This window comes from Streptomyces sp. NPDC004126, assembly GCF_050275515.1.
In the GTDB taxonomy this organism is placed as follows: domain Bacteria; phylum Actinomycetota; class Actinomycetes; order Streptomycetales; family Streptomycetaceae; genus Streptomyces.
The window spans coordinates 55,909-70,913 of record NZ_JBNNPF010000024.1 but is presented as its reverse complement, the minus strand read 5'-3'; the positions used below and the strand labels follow the sequence as shown (position 1 = coordinate 70,913).

Annotated in this window: 16 protein-coding genes; 14 read left to right on the top strand and 2 right to left on the bottom strand. The window is 73.8% G+C overall.

What is annotated here, in order from left to right; translation table 11 throughout:
* Positions 1-7 precede the first annotated feature (7 nt).
* Genes ACQKM2_RS22845 through ACQKM2_RS22825 form a run of 5 tightly spaced genes read left to right on the top strand, consistent with a single transcriptional unit; the run spans position 8 to position 4,482 of the window.
* On the top strand, positions 8-901 hold the full coding sequence (locus ACQKM2_RS22845) for an acetaldehyde dehydrogenase (acetylating) (RefSeq protein ID WP_427712432.1): 894 nt from the start codon (positions 8-10) through the stop codon (positions 899-901).
* 32 nt (positions 902-933) lie between these two features.
* A complete protein-coding gene (gene dmpG, locus ACQKM2_RS22840; RefSeq protein ID WP_427712430.1) occupies positions 934-1,959 on the top strand; it encodes a 4-hydroxy-2-oxovalerate aldolase in 1,026 nt (341 codons plus the stop codon).
* A gap of 54 nt (positions 1,960-2,013) precedes the next feature.
* Positions 2,014-3,183 carry a Rieske 2Fe-2S domain-containing protein gene (locus tag ACQKM2_RS22835; RefSeq protein ID WP_427712427.1) on the top strand — a complete coding sequence of 390 codons (1,170 nt, stop codon included), beginning with the start codon at positions 2,014-2,016 and terminating at the stop codon, positions 3,181-3,183.
* On the top strand, positions 3,183-3,413 hold the full coding sequence (locus tag ACQKM2_RS22830; RefSeq protein WP_427712425.1) for a ferredoxin: 231 nt from the start codon (positions 3,183-3,185) through the stop codon (positions 3,411-3,413). The genes ACQKM2_RS22835 and ACQKM2_RS22830 overlap by 1 nt, the downstream gene beginning before the upstream one ends.
* The gene (locus tag ACQKM2_RS22825) at positions 3,406-4,482 is read left to right on the top strand and encodes a 2Fe-2S iron-sulfur cluster-binding protein (protein WP_427712423.1); all 1,077 of its coding nucleotides are present in this window, start codon (positions 3,406-3,408) and stop codon (positions 4,480-4,482) included. The genes ACQKM2_RS22830 and ACQKM2_RS22825 overlap by 8 nt, the downstream gene beginning before the upstream one ends.
* An 87-nt stretch (positions 4,483-4,569) precedes the next feature.
* Here the strand turns inward: ACQKM2_RS22825 and ACQKM2_RS22820 are convergent, their stop codons facing one another.
* Complete coding sequence (locus tag ACQKM2_RS22820; protein ID WP_427712420.1) at positions 4,570-5,439, bottom strand: IclR family transcriptional regulator; 870 nt, start codon at positions 5,437-5,439, stop codon at positions 4,570-4,572.
* 267 nt (positions 5,440-5,706) lie between these two features.
* Here ACQKM2_RS22820 and hsaA point away from each other — a divergent pair, with 267 nt between their 5' ends.
* From hsaA to ACQKM2_RS22790, 6 genes are all read left to right on the top strand, one after another.
* A complete protein-coding gene (gene hsaA / locus ACQKM2_RS22815) occupies positions 5,707-6,876 on the top strand; it encodes a 3-hydroxy-9,10-secoandrosta-1,3,5(10)-triene-9,17-dione monooxygenase oxygenase subunit (RefSeq protein WP_427712418.1) in 1,170 nt (389 codons plus the stop codon).
* Positions 6,873-7,748 (top strand): 4,5:9,10-diseco-3-hydroxy-5,9,17-trioxoandrosta-1(10),2-diene-4-oate hydrolase, encoded by an 876-nt coding sequence (gene hsaD / locus ACQKM2_RS22810; protein WP_427712416.1) that lies wholly within the window; start codon positions 6,873-6,875, stop codon positions 7,746-7,748. The genes hsaA and hsaD overlap by 4 nt, the downstream gene beginning before the upstream one ends.
* Positions 7,749-7,761: 13 nt before the next feature.
* The gene (locus tag ACQKM2_RS22805) at positions 7,762-8,667 is read left to right on the top strand and encodes a VOC family protein (RefSeq protein ID WP_427712413.1); all 906 of its coding nucleotides are present in this window, start codon (positions 7,762-7,764) and stop codon (positions 8,665-8,667) included.
* The gene (locus ACQKM2_RS22800) at positions 8,655-9,146 is read left to right on the top strand and encodes a flavin reductase family protein (RefSeq protein WP_427712410.1); all 492 of its coding nucleotides are present in this window, start codon (positions 8,655-8,657) and stop codon (positions 9,144-9,146) included. Before ACQKM2_RS22805 ends, ACQKM2_RS22800 begins: the two co-directional genes overlap by 13 nt.
* Positions 9,143-10,828, top strand: a complete 1,686-nt coding sequence (locus ACQKM2_RS22795) for an FAD-dependent oxidoreductase (protein WP_427712409.1) — start codon at positions 9,143-9,145, stop codon at positions 10,826-10,828. Before ACQKM2_RS22800 ends, ACQKM2_RS22795 begins: the two co-directional genes overlap by 4 nt.
* 68 nt (positions 10,829-10,896) lie before the next feature.
* Complete coding sequence (locus tag ACQKM2_RS22790; protein ID WP_427712407.1) at positions 10,897-11,181, top strand: hypothetical protein; 285 nt, start codon at positions 10,897-10,899, stop codon at positions 11,179-11,181.
* Positions 11,182-11,238: 57 nt separating this feature from the next.
* Here the strand turns inward: ACQKM2_RS22790 and ACQKM2_RS22785 are convergent, their stop codons facing one another.
* Positions 11,239-11,925 (bottom strand): HAD family acid phosphatase, encoded by a 687-nt coding sequence (locus ACQKM2_RS22785; RefSeq protein ID WP_427712405.1) that lies wholly within the window; start codon positions 11,923-11,925, stop codon positions 11,239-11,241.
* A gap of 204 nt (positions 11,926-12,129) precedes the next feature.
* Here ACQKM2_RS22785 and ACQKM2_RS22780 point away from each other — a divergent pair, with 204 nt between their 5' ends.
* The 3 genes from ACQKM2_RS22780 (at position 12,130) to ACQKM2_RS22770 (ending at position 14,944) form a co-directional block, all read left to right on the top strand.
* Complete coding sequence (locus ACQKM2_RS22780) at positions 12,130-12,948, top strand: serine protease (protein WP_427712402.1); 819 nt, start codon at positions 12,130-12,132, stop codon at positions 12,946-12,948.
* A gap of 188 nt (positions 12,949-13,136) precedes the next feature.
* Entirely contained in the window at positions 13,137-13,793 is a 657-nt protein-coding gene (locus tag ACQKM2_RS22775) for a response regulator (RefSeq protein WP_427712401.1), read from the top strand.
* The gene (locus tag ACQKM2_RS22770; protein WP_427712399.1) at positions 13,790-14,944 is read left to right on the top strand and encodes a sensor histidine kinase; all 1,155 of its coding nucleotides are present in this window, start codon (positions 13,790-13,792) and stop codon (positions 14,942-14,944) included. The genes ACQKM2_RS22775 and ACQKM2_RS22770 overlap by 4 nt, the downstream gene beginning before the upstream one ends.
* The last annotated feature ends 61 nt before the right edge of the window (positions 14,945-15,005 follow it).

Sequence of the window (15,005 nt, the reverse complement as noted above, 5' to 3'; positions counted from 1 at the left end):
GGTGCGCATGAAGAAAGCGACCGCCGCCATCGTCGGCTCCGGCAACATCGGCACCGACCTCCTCCACAAGCTGCTCCGCTCCCCGTACGTCGAACCCCGCTGGATGATCGGCGTCGACCCCGACAGCGAGGGCCTCGCCCGCGCCCGCCGGGCCGGGATCGAGGCCTCCCACGAGGGCGTCGACCGGCTCCTCGCCCAGCGGGAGCTGCCCGACCTGGTCTTCGAGGCCACCTCCGCGTACGTGCACCGGGCCAACGCCCCCCGCTACGCCGAACTCGGCATCAGGGCCGTCGACCTGACCCCGGCCGCCGTCGGCCCCGCGGTCGTCCCGGCCGCCAACCTCACCGCCCACCTCGACGCCGCCAACGTCAACATGATCACCTGCGGCGGCCAGGCCACCATCCCCATCGTGTACGCCGTCTCGCGCGTGGTGCCCGTCGCCTACGCTGAGATCGTCGCCTCGGTCGCCTCCGTCTCGGCCGGCCCCGGCACCCGCGCCAACATCGACGAGTTCACCCGCACCACCGCCCGCGGCATCGAGGGGATCGGCGGCGCCGCCCGAGGCAAGGCGATCATCATCCTCAACCCCGCCGAGCCCCCCGTCGTCATGCGCGACACCGTCTTCTGCGCCATCCCCGCCGACACCGACCGCGAGGCGGTCACCGCCTCGATCAAGGCCGTCGCCGAGGACGTGGCCTCGTACGTACCCGGCTACCGGCTGCGCGCCGAGCCGCAGTTCGACGACCCCTCCCCGCAGAACGGGGGCACCGCCCGGGTCGCCGTCTTCCTGGAGGTGGAGGGCGCCGGCGACTACCTGCCGCCCTACGCCGGGAACCTCGACATCATGACCGCCGCCGCCACGAAGGTCGGCGAGGAGTTCGCGAAGGGCCTCCACCTGTGAAACCTGTGAAACCTGTGAAACCCGTGAAACCCGTGAAGACGTACTCCGGCGCGCTCGACGTCCGCGTCACCGACTCCTCCCTGCGCGACGGCTCCCACGCCAAGCGCCACCGCTTCACCGCCCGGGACGTACGGGCGGTCGTCGCCGCCCTCGACGACGCCGGCGTACCCGTCATCGAGGTCGCCCACGGCGACGGTCTCGGCGGCTCCTCCTTCACCTACGGCTTCTCGAAGACCCCCGAGCAGGAACTCATCAAGGCCGCCGCCGAGACCGCCCGCCACGCGGAGATCGCCTTCCTGATGCTCCCCGGACTCGGAGTCAAGGACGACATCCGCGCCGCCCACGCGAACGGCGGGCGGATCTGCCGGATCGCCACCCACTGCACCGAGGCCGACATCTCCGTCCAGCACTTCGGCCTCGCCCGCGAGATGGGCCTGGAGACCGTCGGCTTCCTGATGATGGCCCACTCCACCACCCCCGAGGCCCTCGCCCGCCAGGCCCGGATCATGGCCGACGCCGGCTGCCAGTGCGTGTACGTCGTCGACTCCGCCGGAGCGCTCGTCATGGACGAGGTCACCGACCGCGTCGCCGCCCTCGTCGCCGAACTCGGCGACGACGCGCAGGTCGGCTTCCACGGTCACGAGAACCTCGGCCTCGGTGTCGGCAACTCCGTCGCCGCCGTCCGCGCCGGAGCCCTCCAGATCGACGGTTCCACCCGCCGCCTCGGCGCGGGCGCCGGCAACACGCCCGTCGAGGCGTTCGCCGCCGTCTGCCAGAAGATGGGCATCCGCACCGGCATCGACGTCCTGAAGATCATCGACGCGGCCGAGGACGTGGTCCGCCCCGTCATGGACGAGGAGTGCCTCCTCGACCGGATGTCCCTGCTGATGGGCCACGCGGGCGTCTACTCCAGCTTCCTCAAGCACGCCTGGCGGCAGGCCGGGCGCTACGGGGTCTCCGGCGCCGAGATCCTGCTGCGCGCCGGCGAACGCCGTCTCGTCGGCGGCCAGGAGGACCAGCTGATCGACATCGCGCTCGAACTCGCCGCCGAGCGCTGAGCCGCCCGTTCCCGTCCCGACCGCTCACCCCGAAGAAGTGGAGGGCGCCAGCCCATGACCTCGACCATCCCCACCCCCACCCCCACGGCAGGCGAGGACGAAGGCCCGCGCGTCATCCGGGCCGCCGCCGTCCCCACCCGCTTCGCCCGCGGCTGGCACTGCCTCGGCCTCGCCGCCGCCTTCCGCGACGGCACCCCGCACGAGGTGCGGGCCTTCGGCACCCGGCTGGTCGTCTTCCAGGGCGGCGACGACGGCGCCCTGCACGTCCTGAACGCCTACTGCCCCCACATGGGGGGCAACCTCGCCCACGGCACCGTCAAGGGCGACACCGTCGCCTGCCCCTTCCACGACTGGCGCTGGTCCGGCGACGGCCGCTGCGCCGCCGTCCCCTACGCCCGCCGCGTCCCGCCCCGCGCCCGCACCCGCGCCTGGACCACCCTGGAACGCAACGGCCAGCTCTACGTCTGGCACGACCCCGAGGGGAACCCGCCGCCCGCGGACGTCACCATCCCCGCCATCGAGGGCTACGGCGGCGACGAATGGAGCGACTGGAGCTGGAACTCCCTGCTCGTCGAGAACGCCAACTGCCGCGAGATCGTCGACAACGTCGTGGACATGGCGCACTTCTACTACGTGCACTACGCCTTCCCGCACTACTTCAAGAACGTCTTCGACGGGCACGTCGCCACCCAGTACATGGAGTCCACCCCGCGCGGCGACGTCGACCTCGGCACCCTCTCCACCGGCGGGGGCCTGCGCTCCGACGCCTCCTACCACGGCCCCTCCTACATGATCGACCGGCTGTGGAGCGACGTCGGCGGCGGCCAGGAGATGGAATCCGTCCTCATCAACTGCCACTACCCCGTCGACGAGAACAGCTTCGTGCTGATGTACGGGGCGATCGTGAAGCGGCTCCCCGGCATGAGCGGCGAACAGGCCGCCGAGGCCGCCCGCCTCACCGCCGGGGGACTCGCCGTCGGCTTCGAGCAGGACGTGGAGATCTGGCGGAACAAGACCCGCATCGACAACCCCCTCCTCACCGAGGAGGACGGCCCCGTCTACCAGCTCCGCCGCTGGTACGAGCAGTTCTACGTGGACGCCGCCGACGTCGAGGACGAGATGGTCCGCCGCTTCGAGTTCGAGATCGACACCACCCGCGCCACGGCCGCCTGGCAGGCCGAGGTCGCCGCCAACCTCGCCGCCCGCCGCGCCGAGGCCGGCTGATGCGCCCCGTCGTGTGCGGGGAGTGCGGCAACGAGGTGCTGTGCGAGAAGTTCAGCCCCGCCCACACCCAGGTCCAGTGGACCGCCGAAGCCGCCGCCGTCTGCCCGCGCATCGCCGCGGAGGCCGCCGACGGCAGGCCCAGCGCCCGCGTCCGCTCCTGCCCGGCGCTGAGCGCGAGCATCGAGGCCGCCGTCCGCGAGGGCCGGCTGGAGGTGCCCGCCGGTGCCTGACCACCCCGACGTCCTCGCGCGGACCCGCGCGCCCGGGCCCCCGGGCGCGGCCTCCGGCAGCCTGCGCGTCCGCGTCACGGCCCGCGTCCAGGAGACCCCGGACGCCGTCTCCCTCGTCCTGGACGCGGAACTGCCCTACCGCCCGGGGCAGTTCCTCACCGTCCGGATACCCGGCGGCGCGGCCCGCTGCTACTCCCTGGCCGGCTCCCCGCACACCGGCGAGCCGATGCGCATCACCGTCAAGCGGGTCCCCGGCGGCCGCGGCTCCACCTGGCTGTGCGACCGGGTCGGCCCGGGCGACGAACTGGAGGTGCTGCCGCCCGCCGGAACCTTCACCCCCGGCCCCGGCGGCCTGGACGCCGACCTGCTGCTCGTGGCCGGCGGGAGCGGGATCACCCCGGTGTTCTCCCTGGCCAAGTCGGCCCTGGCGGCCGGCGGGGGACGGGTGGCCCTGGTGTACGCCAACCGCGATGCCGGGTCGGTGATCTTCCGGGACGAGCTGCGGGAACTGGCCGGGGCGCACCCCGGGCGGCTCACCGTCGTGCACTGGCTGGAGGAGCTCCAGGGGCTGCCGGCCCCGGACCGGCTCGGGGGCCTGCTGGCCCCGTACGCCGGGCGCGAGGCGTGGCTGTGCGGGCCGGGCCCGCTGATGGACGCCGCCGAAGCCGCCCTGCGCGCGGCCGGGGCACCCGGGGGCCGGATCCACCGCGAGCGCTACTTCTCGCTGGGCGGCGACGTGTTCGCCGAGCCGGCCCCCGGCCCCGCCCCCGGCCCCGCTCCCGCCGGGCCGGGGGCCGCCGTCGCCGAGGCGGTGCTCGACGGGCTCACCCGTACCGTCGCCTGGGACCGGGGGACCGTCCTGCTCGACGCGCTGCTCGCCGCCGGGCTCGAAGCCCCGTACTCCTGCCGGGAGGGGGCCTGCGCCGCCTGCTGCTGCCGGGTGGTGGAGGGCGAGGTGCGGATGGCCCGCAACGAGGTCCTGGACGGCGAGGACCTGGCCGGGGGGTACGTCCTGGCCTGCCAGGCGCTCCCGCTGTCCGACCGGGTCCGGATCACCTTCGACGCGTAGCGCGGACGGCGGAAGGGCTCCGGGCCCGGCCCCCTGGCGAGGGGTCGGGGCCGGAGCCCTTCTGGTGCGCTGCCATATGACTACCCGCTACATCCACTCGCTGAACCGCAGCCAGCCCATCATGTTGTCCATCGCCCGCGCCGACACCGCCGGCTCCAGGTCGGCGGGCGGTACGGACCCCGGACGGCCCGCGCGGCCGGGCCCGTACAGCTCCCGCCAGACCGCCCGCGCGCAGGCCTGGACGGCCGGCGCGAGCCGGGCCAGTTCGCGGTCGCCCCGGCAGGAGGAGACCGAGACGGCGGCGATGGCCCGCCCGGAGCCCCGCAGCGGCGCCGCCACGCAGGAGACGCCCCGGAAGCTCTCCTCCCGGTCGTAGGCGATCCCCCGCTCCCGGGTCGCCGCCAGCTCGGCGCGCAGCGCGAGCGGCCGGACCAGGGTGCGGGCCGTGCGCGGGCGCAGCCCCTGGGCGAGGACGTGCTCGACGGTGGCGGGATCGCTGAACGCGAGCACCGCCTTCCCGGCGGCCGTGGCGTGCGCGGGCATCCGGCCGCCGACCCTGGAGGGCACGGCGGTGGTGTCCGAGCCGCCGATCCGCTCCAGGCAGACCACCTCGGCCCCGTCCAGCACCGAGAGGTGCACCAGCTGCCCGGTCCGCTCGTGCAGCCCGTGCAGCAGAGGGAGGGCGGCCCGGCGCAGCCGGTTGTGGTGGGAGGCGAGGGCGCCCAGCTCCAGCATCCGCATGCCCATCCGGTAGTCCCGGCCGTCGCGGTCGAGCCAGCGCAGCCGCACCAGCTGGTCCAGGATCCGGTGGGCGGAGGAGCGCGGGATCCCGGAGCGGCGCACCACCTCGGTGAGCGAGAGCCGCGGCTGCGCGCCCTCGAAGGCGCCCAGCACCTTCGCGGCCTTCTCCAGCAGCGACAGCGGCGCCTGCTCGGTCTCCATGACCTGGTCGAGCACGAGAAACCCCCTGCGTGAGGCGTTGGGGCGACCCTGCCACGGGCCCCGGGGCGCAGGGAAGCACCGGGAGCCATGTATTTCATTCAGTAATACTCCTGATAGTCCTGTTGCCCTGTGCTGCTCCGCAGGGCCTTGCTCCTCAGTGCCTTGCTCCGCAGGGCCTTCCCGCTCAGCGGGAACACCGCGTTCCACGCCCCGCGGCCGCGGACGTACCTTCACCGCACCCCGCAGCCGTCGGCCCGTCCGACGACCCAGAGAAGGGACACCATGAGCGACGAAGACGTCCTCGACGCAGTCCGCGCCCTCGCCCCGGCCCTGCGCGAACGCGCCGCCGAGGCGGAGGCCCAGCGCAAGGTCCCCGACGCGAGCATCAAGGAGCTGGCGGACACCGGCTTCTTCCGGCTCCTCCAGCCCCGCGCCCACGGCGGCCGCGCCGCCCGCCCCGGCGTCTTCTACTCCGCCGTCAAGGAAGTGGCCAAGGCCTGCGGCTCCACCGGATGGGTCGCCTCCGTCCTCGGCGTCCACCCCTGGCACGTCGCCCTCTACGACCCCCGCGCCCAGCAGGAGGTGTGGGGCGAGGACCGCGACACCCGCATCTGCTCCTCGTACGCCCCCACCGGACGGGTCGACCCCGCCACCGGAGGCTTCACCCTCAGCGGCCGCTGGCACTTCTCCTCCGGCTGCGACCACGCCGACTGGGCCCTGCTCGGCGGCCTCGTCACCGACGCCGAAGGCCGCCCCGTCGACATGCGGACCTTCCTCGTCCCCCGCTCCGAGTACCGGATCGACGAGGTCTGGGACACCGTCGGCCTGCGCGGCTCCGGCTCCAACGACATCGTCCTCGACCAGGTCTTCGTCCCCGAGCACCGCGCCCTCAGCTTCGGCCCGGTCACCGCCCTCCAGGTCCCCGGCCACGCCGCCAACCCCGAACCCGTCTACCGCCTGCCCTACGCGGCCGTCTTCACCACCACCATCTCCACCCCCGTCGTCGGCATCGCCGAGGGCGCCTACGAGGACTACGTGGCCGCCACCCGCGAACGGTTCCGCGTCTCCTACGGCCAGCAGGTCGCCGAGGACCCCTTCGCCCAGGTCCGCATCGCCCGCGCGGCGAGCGACATCGACGCCTCCTGGCTCCAGCTGCGGCGCAACATCGACGAGCTGTACGCCCTCGCCGAACGCGGCGAACCCCTGCCCGTACGGCTGCGCACCCGTGCCCGCCGCGACCAGGTCCTCGCCACCGAACGCTGCGTCGCCGCCGTCGACCTGCTCATGGAGAACGCGGGCGGCAGCGCCATGCGCACCGGGCCGAACCCCCTCCAGCGGGCCTGGCGCGACGTCCACACCGGCCGCGGCCACGCCGCCAACGACCCCGAACGGGCCCTGGTCCTCTTCGGCCAGGGCGCCCTCGGCCTCGACATCCAGGACACCATGCTGTGAACACCGGCGAAGAGCTCACCTACGAGAACACCTCCCGCCTCGTGAAGGCCGGCGGCCTCACCCTCCACCTCCACGAGGCCGGACCCGACGCCCCCGCCGCCGACGCCCCCGCCGTGATCATGCTGCACGGCGGCGGCCCCGGAGCCTCCGGCTGGTCCAACTTCGGAGCCAACCTGCCCCACTTCGCCGGACGCTTCCGCACCCTGCTCGTCGACCAGCCCTGCTACGGCCGCTCCGACAAGCCCGAACCCGACCGCCACTACTTCGCCTACAGCGCCCGCGCGGTCGTGGCCCTGATGGACGAACTCGGCATCGGACGCGCCCACTTCATCGGCAACTCCCTCGGCGGCGGCACCGCCGCCCGCCTCGCCCTCGACCACCCGGACCGGGTCGCGAAGCTGCTGCTCATGGGGCCCGGCGGGATCTCCCTCAACCTCTTCTCCGCCGACCCCACCGAGGGCATCCGCCGCCTGACAGAGTTCGCCGCCAGCGCCGACCCCACCCGCGCGCAGATGCGTACGTTCCTCACCACCCTCGCCCACGACCCGGCCGTCGTCACCGACGCCCTCGTCGAGGAGCGCTACGCGCAGGCCACCGACCCCGAGGCCCGGCTCGGGGGTGCCCGCATGGCCGCCTCGTTCGCGAAGTGGCCCGAGGAGACCATGCTCTGGCGCGACGCCCACCGCATCACCTGCCCCGTCCTGCTGACCTGGGGCCGGGAGGACCGGGTCAACCCCGTCGACGGCGCCCTCCTCGCCCTCAAGGCCATCCCCGACGCCCGCCTGCACGTCTTCCCCCGCTGCGGCCACTGGGCGCAGACCGAGGCCGCCGACGAGTTCAACCGCCTCGCCACCGACTTCTTCCTCCACTGAACAGGGATCCCGCATGGACATCCGCGCACTCGGCTACCTCCGCATCGAGACCACCGACCTCCCCGCCTGGCGCACGTTCGTCCTCGACGTCCTCGGCATGGCCGAGGCGCGGGGCGGCACGGACGGCCTGCTGAACGTCCGCATCGACGACCGCGCCCACCGCTTCCAGTTCACCGCCGGGAACCACGACCGGCTCCTCGCCGCCGGCTTCGAACTCCCCGGCGCCCGCGCCCTCGCCGAGGCCGCCGCCGAACTCGAAGCCGCCGGCTTCCCCGCCAAGCCCGCCGACACCGCCACCCTCGCCGACCGCCGCGTCCAGGGCCTGGTCCACACCGAGGACCCCAGCGGCAACCCCCTGGAGCTCTACTGGGGCCAGGCCCAGGACCACACCCCGCTCCCCGCCCGGTACGGCAACCGCTTCGTCACCGCCGCCGCCGGGCAGGACCTCGGCCTCGGCCACGTCGTGCTCCCCGCCCCCGACACCGACGCCACCCTCGACTTCTACGAGAATCTCCTCGGCTTCCAGCTGCGCGACTCGATGAAGCTGCCCCCGGCCGCCGTCCCCACCGCCGCCCCCGGCCCCGACTTCCACCGGATGCACTTCCTCAGCCCCAACCGCCGCCACCACAGCCTCGGCCTCTACCCCGGCGCGCTGCCCCCCGGCATCGTCCACTTCATGGTCGAGCTGGAGCGCCTGGACGACGTCGGCTACTGCCTCGACCGGATGAACGCGGCCGGCATCCCCATCGCCTCCACCCTCGGCCGGCACTCCAACGACCACATGGTGTCCTTCTACGCCCAGGCCCCCGGCGGCTTCCAGGTCGAGTACGGCTGGGACGGCCTCCTCGTCGACCCCGCCGCCTGGACCGCGAAGGAGATCACCGCCGACAGCTTCTGGGGCCACCAGTGGAACGGCTGACCCCGCCCGCCGACACCTTCCGCGAGGTCCTCGGCGCCTTCGCCTCCGGCATCGCCGTCGTCGCCGCCCTCGACGGCGACGGCCGCCCCGCCGGCCTGGCCTGCCAGTCCTTCGCCTCCCTCTCCCTCGACCCGCCGCTCGTCCTGCTGTGCGTCGGCAGGTCCTCCACCAGCTGGCCCCGGATCCGGGCCGCCGGCCGGTTCGGGGTCAGCGTCCTCGCCGAGGAGCAGCGGGCCGTCTGCGAGGCCCTCGGCCGGCCCGGCGGGGACAAGTTCGCCGGGCTGGAATGGGAGGCCGGCCCCTACGGCGCCGTCCGCATCCCCGGCGCGCTCGCCACCCTCGACTGCGCCCCGGAGGCCGTCCACGAGGCCGGCGACCACCACCTCGTCACCGCCCGCGTCCTCGGCCTCGCCGCCCGCGCGGACGGATCGCCCCTGCTGTACTTCCGCAGCGACTACGCCACCGGAGCCTTCGGATGACAGACCGGCACGAGTACGCCTACGAGTACGACGTGGTCGTCGTCGGCTCCGGCGCCGCCGGGCTCGCCGCGGCCGTCACCGCCCGGCTGCGCGGCCTGAGCGCCCTCGTCGTGGAGAAGACCGAGCTGTACGGCGGGTCCACCGCGCTGTCCGGCGGCGCGATCTGGGTCCCCGGCAACCTGCACCTCGACCGGGCCGGCATCGCCGACACCCGCGAGAAGGCGCGCGCCTACCTCGACGCCACCGTCGGCGACCGGGTCCCCGCGGCACGCAAGGAGGCCTATCTCAGCCACGGGCCGCGGATGGTGCGGGAGTTCCACGAGCGCACCGAGGTCCGCTTCATGTACACCCCCGGCTACCCGGACTACTTCCCGGAGGCGCAGGGCGGCATGGCCCAGGGCCGCTCCGTCGAGCCGTGCGTGGTGGACCTGCGGCGGCTGGGGGAGCGGGCCCGGTCCATGCGCCGGGCGGGCCTGCCCACGTACGGGCTGACGATGACCTCGTACGACTTCCGCTTCCTGAACATGGTCACCCGTACGCGGGCCGGCCGGCGGACCGCCCTGAAGGTGGGGGCGCGGGCGCTGGGCGCGCTCGCCACCGGGCGCAGGCCCGTCTCCCTCGGCGAGGCCCTGGTGGCGCGGCTGCGGCTCTCCCTGGACCGGCTCGGCGGGGAGCTGTGGCTGTCCGCCCCGCTGACCGGGCTGGTCACGGACGCGGCCGGCCGGGTGGCCGGCGTACGCGTCACGCAGGCGGGCCGCGAGGTCGCCGTACGGGCCCGGGGCGGGGTGGTGCTGGCCTCGGGCGGCTTCTCGCACGACCAGGCCCTGCGCGAGAAGCACCTGCCCGCGCCCACCTCCACCGCCTGGACGCACGCCTCGCCCGGCCAGACCGGCGACGCCCTGCGGCTCGGCGAGGAGCTGGGCGCGGCGACGGACCTGCTGGACCGGGTGTGGGGGGCGCCGTCGGTGTGCCCGCCGGGGGAGAGGCCGTTCTTCCTGGTCGCCGACCGGGGCATCCCGGGGATGGTCATCGTCGACGAGGCGGGGGAGCGGTACGCCAACGAGGCCCTGCCGTACCACGCCTTCACCGACCGGATGTACGCCGCCGACCGGCCGGAGGCGACCACGGTGCCGTCCTGGCTGGTCCTCGACGCCCGTTCCCGGGCCCGCTACATCTTCGCGGGGCTCTTCCCCGGGCAGCCCTTCCCGAAGAGGTGGCTGGAGAGCGGTTTCGTGAAGAGGGCCGACACCGTGGAGGAACTGGCCCGGCAGATCTCCGCGCCCGCCCTCGCGGCCACCGTCCGCCGGTTCAACGGCTTCGCGGAGCGGGGCGTGGACGAGGACTTCGGGCGCGGCGCGAGCGTCTACGACCGCTACTACGGGGACCCGACGCTGCCCAACCCGAACCTGGCGCCGATCGAGAAGGGCCCCTTCTACGCCGTCCCCGTGCACCCGGGGGACATCGGCACCAAGGGCGGCCTGGTCACCGACGGGGACGGCCGGGTGCTGCGCGAGGACGCCGCCCCGATCCCGGGCCTGTACGCGGCGGGGAACTGCTCGGCGGCGGTGACGGGGGACACCTACCCCGGGCCGGGCGCGACGATCGGCCCGGCGATGGCCTTCGCCTGGGCGGCGGTCAACGCCATCGCGGGCGAGCGGGGCGCCGCGGCCGGCGGCCCCTGACGGAGTCAGGTGTTCCGTTGCCGGACCAAGGGAACACCTGCCCGATGGGCCGGTGACGGGGGTGGGGCATGAGTGACGAACGCCGGACACGGTTCGAGCGCTGGGACGGGCTCTCCGTGGGGCTGACCCTCGCCGTGTGGGCGGCGCAGGTCTGGGTCATGTGGGATCCGGACCTGCAGGGTGTCCAGGACGCCATCGGCTGGTGGATGGTGGCCGTCTTCTTCGCCGCCCCCTGCCTGTTCACCCTGCCGGTCATGCTCCTCTTCGACGAGCCCGGGGTACCCGGCGACACCTGCGGCGCCGAATGGCCCGAGGAGAGCGGCGGCAGCCGCATCTACTGCGGCGGCGGCTGAGCCGAGGGCCCCGGACCGGGGCGGCCGCCGGGTGGGCGGCCGCCCCCGCGCGCCTGGTCAGGACAGCTTGCCGCCGTAGTCCGGGAGCTTGACGGTGCGCTCGGCGTGGCCGCCGACCAGGTCGCTCTCGTTGTTCCCGATGTTGGCGATGATCGTGTAGCCGCGCGCCTCGATCTCGGCCCGCTTGGCCGTCTTGTATGCGCTGACCTGCTCGAACAGGGCGGGCAGGTCCCGTACGTACAGCCCGCTGACGGGGTAGCCGACCTGCTTCAGGTTCCGCTCGGTCATCGAGTACACGATCCCGGGGCGGGCGGTGACGAAGAAGATCGCCACGCCGCGCTCGTCGGCGTACCGGGTCAGCGCGCGGACCTTCTCGATCGCGGGCGTCGGGAACGTCCAGAACCAGTGGAAGTCCGTCTCCAGCGACGAGTTGTCGATGTCGAGGACGATCGCGGGCTTCTCGCCGGCCGGGGCGGCGGCGATGCGCCGCTCGATGGCGGGGCGGGCGGCGTCGACGACGGCGGCCACGTCGCGCTGCCAGGTGGCGTAGTCGATGCCGAGGATCGCCGCGTTGCCGCCGGGCGCGGAGGTGATGGCGGCGGCGGTGACCGGGGCCGGGACCGGTGCGGATGCGGCGGGGGCGGCTCCGGCGGCGGTGGCCGGGAGCAGGGCCATCGCGGTGGCGGCGACGGCCACGGTGGCGGCGGCGGTACGGGACGTGCGGGTGCGGCGGCTGATGCGCATGTGGGGGCGCTCCTCGGTCACGGCTTGGCATGTACGTGACCAGAGTTGGCCAGAACCGCACCCGTGTCTACTGGCCGGTAGGGAACTTTTCGTGGCCGATTGGTGAATGATCTTCGTTCTTCCCGGGGCGGGCCGAACTTGTCCGAAAAGGCGTCCTTGATGGCGGCGCGGAGCTGGATGTGTCATGGACGCGTCATTCACCCGATGACGCGCACGGCCCAACCCCCCACGAAAGGCAGTGTGTTGACCGTGACCACCCTCGGCAGAATCGTCAAGCGTTCCCTCGCCGTCGGCGCCGTCGCCCTCGCCGCCGTCAGCCTCCAGCCCGCGGGCGCCAGCGCCTCGCCGACCCCCGTCGTCGGCGGAACCCGCGCCGCGCAGGGCGAGTTCCCCTTCATGGTCCGCCTCTCCATGGGCTGCGGCGGAGCCCTCTACACCCAGCAGATCGTCCTCACCGCCGCCCACTGCGTCAGCGGCTCCGGCAACAACACCTCCATCACCGCCACCGCCGGCGTCGTCGACCTCCAGAGCAGCAGCGCCATCAAGGTCAAGTCCACCAAGGTGCTCCAGGCCCCCGGCTACAACGGCCAGGGCAAGGACTGGGCCCTGATCAAGCTCGCCCAGCCCATCAACCTGCCCACCCTCAAGATCGCCGACACCAAGGCCTACGACAACGGCACCTTCACCGTCGCGGGCTGGGGCGCCGCCCGCGAAGGCGGCAGCCAGCAGCGCTACCTCCTCAAGGCCCAGGTCCCCTTCGTCTCCGACGCCTCCTGCCAGAGCTCCTACGGCAGCGAACTCGTCCCCGCCGAGGAGATCTGCGCCGGCCTCCCCCAGGGCGGCGTGGACACCTGCCAGGGCGACTCCGGCGGCCCCATGTTCCGCCGCGACAACAACAACGCCTGGATCCAGGTCGGCATCGTCAGCTGGGGCCAGGGCTGCGCACGCCCCAACTACCCCGGCGTCTACACCGAGGTCTCCACCTTCGCCGCCGCCATCAAGTCCGCGGCCGCCACCCTGTAACCCTCCGCGCACCCGCTCGTCCTTCCGGCCGGACCCGAACCGGCCGGAAGGACGAGCCACACCGTCACGAAAGCCCGTAAAGTCGACACCGGCGCCGTCCGCCGCCCTGCGGTTGCGGGCGGCAGCGCACGCGGGTCCCATGGGAGGCATCCAGCGGCATCGGCGGGCGACAGTGGGGCAGGCGGCGCATGACGATCAGAGTGGTCATCGCGGACGACCAGGACATGGTCAGAACCGGATTCCGCATGATCCTCGAAAGCGTGCCCGACATCGAGGTCGTCGCCGACGTCGTCGACGGCGAAGCAGCCCTCGCGGCCGTCGCCGAGCACCGGCCCGACGTCCTCCTCCTCGACATCCGCATGCCCAGGCTCGACGGACTGGAGGTCACCCGCCGGCTCTCCGGCCAGGACACCCCCCGCATCGTCATCGTCACCACCTTCGACCTCGACGAATACGTCCACGCCGCCCTGCACGGCGGAGCCTCCGGCTTCCTCCTCAAGGACGCCAGCCCCGCCATGCTCGTCGAAGCCGTCCGCGCCGCCGCCGCGGGCGACGCCCTCGTCTCACCCGCCATCACCGTCCGCCTGCTGCGCGAGATGGCCCCCCGCACACCCGCCGCCCGCACCGCCCGCCGCCCCGCCGAACCCCTCACCGAACGCGAACGCGAAGTCGTACGCTGCCTCGCCCGCGGACTCACCAACGCCGAGATCGCCGCCGAGCTCTACGTCTCCCTCTCCACCGTCAAGACCCACCTCGCCAACGTCCAGGCCAAACTCGACGCCCGCAACCGCGTCGAGATCGCCGCCTGGGCCTGGGAGAGCGGCCTCGCCGCCACCACGGCGTGAGCCCCCTCGCCTCCTGGGCACGCCGCCACCCCCGCGCCGCCGACTGGACCCGGCTGCTGCTCTGCCTGCTCCTGCTCTCCCTCGTCACCTTCGAAGGCGTCGTCCTCGCCCGCCAGCCCAGCGCCCCGCACGCCGCCGTCTGGGCCTCCGGCGTCCTCGTCTGCCTCAGCGCCGTGCCCTGGCCCGGCATCCCCCTCCTCGCCCGCGCCTGGTTCGCCGCCGCCACCACCTGGACCGTCACCCTCCTGCTGATCTTCGGCAACCGCCCCGTCATCGTCTGGGGCGCCGGCGAAGCCCTCGCCCTCCTCGTCCTCCTCTCCCAGGTCCTGCTCCGCGCCCCCGCCCGCACCGCGGCCGTACTCGGCCCCCTCCTCGGCCTCGGCTGCATGGCCGCCCCCGTCCGCGACACCAGCCCCGGCCGCTTCACCCTCCTCTTCTCCGTCCTCGCCGTCGTCGTGACCGCCTACTCCCTCCTCCTGCGCCTCCAGGCCGTCCAACGCGTCCGCGAACTGCACGCCGTACGCACCGCCGAACGCCTGGAACTCGCCCGCGAACTCCACGACCTCGTCGCCCACCACGTCACCGGCATCGTCGTCGAAGCCCGCGCCGCCCGCTTCACCCGCGTCGACGCCGACCGCGCCGCCGAGGTCCTCGGCCGCATCGAAACCGCCGGCGACGCGGCCCTCGGCTCCATGCGCCGCCTCGTCAAGGTCCTCCGCGAGGACGACACCCCCGCCGCCCACCCCGCCACCACCCCCGTCGCCGGCCTCGCCGACATCCGCGAACTCACCGCACGCTTCTCCACCACCGGCCCGCCCGTCGTCCTCTACATCGAACAGGACCTCGAAAACCGCCTCCCCGCCCACGTCGCCGCCACCGCCCACCGCATCGTCCTCGAAGCCCTCACCAACATCGCCAAACACGCCGCCACCGCCACCGCCGTCCGCATCGGCCTGCGCACCGTCCCCACCGGACTCGAAGTACGCATCGCCGACGACGGCGGACACCCCGCCAAACTCTCTGAAAACGCCCGCGGCGGCGGCTACGGCCTCGCCGGAATGGCCGAACGCGCCGAAGCCCTCGGCGGCTCCCTCACCGCCGGCCCCGCCCCCGAAGGCGGCTGGCTCGTCACCGCCCACCTGCCCCTGTGACCCCGCCGCCCGGCCCCCGTCTCACGGACCGACTGACAGAGGTGCCGACGACGCCCGCCAC

Bases quoted from the DNA above. Each gene is read 5' to 3' on its own strand.
- hsaA (WP_427712418.1), top strand. From the start codon at position 5,707: ATGAGCGACGAAGACGTCCTCGACGCAGTCCGCGCCCTCGCCCCGGCC.
- ACQKM2_RS22845 (WP_427712432.1), top strand. From the start codon at position 8: ATGAAGAAAGCGACCGCCGCCATCGTCGGCTCCGGCAACATCGGCACC.
- ACQKM2_RS22775 (WP_427712401.1), top strand. From the start codon at position 13,137: ATGACGATCAGAGTGGTCATCGCGGACGACCAGGACATGGTCAGAACC.
- ACQKM2_RS22835 (WP_427712427.1), top strand. From the start codon at position 2,014: ATGACCTCGACCATCCCCACCCCCACCCCCACGGCAGGCGAGGACGAA.
- ACQKM2_RS22790 (WP_427712407.1), top strand. From the start codon at position 10,897: ATGAGTGACGAACGCCGGACACGGTTCGAGCGCTGGGACGGGCTCTCC.
- ACQKM2_RS22805 (WP_427712413.1), top strand. From the start codon at position 7,762: ATGGACATCCGCGCACTCGGCTACCTCCGCATCGAGACCACCGACCTC.
- ACQKM2_RS22780 (WP_427712402.1), top strand. From the start codon at position 12,130: ATGACGCGCACGGCCCAACCCCCCACGAAAGGCAGTGTGTTGACCGTG.
- ACQKM2_RS22785 (WP_427712405.1), bottom strand. From the start codon at position 11,925: ATGCGCATCAGCCGCCGCACCCGCACGTCCCGTACCGCCGCCGCCACC.
- ACQKM2_RS22795 (WP_427712409.1), top strand. From the start codon at position 9,143: ATGACAGACCGGCACGAGTACGCCTACGAGTACGACGTGGTCGTCGTC.
- ACQKM2_RS22830 (WP_427712425.1), top strand. From the start codon at position 3,183: ATGCGCCCCGTCGTGTGCGGGGAGTGCGGCAACGAGGTGCTGTGCGAG.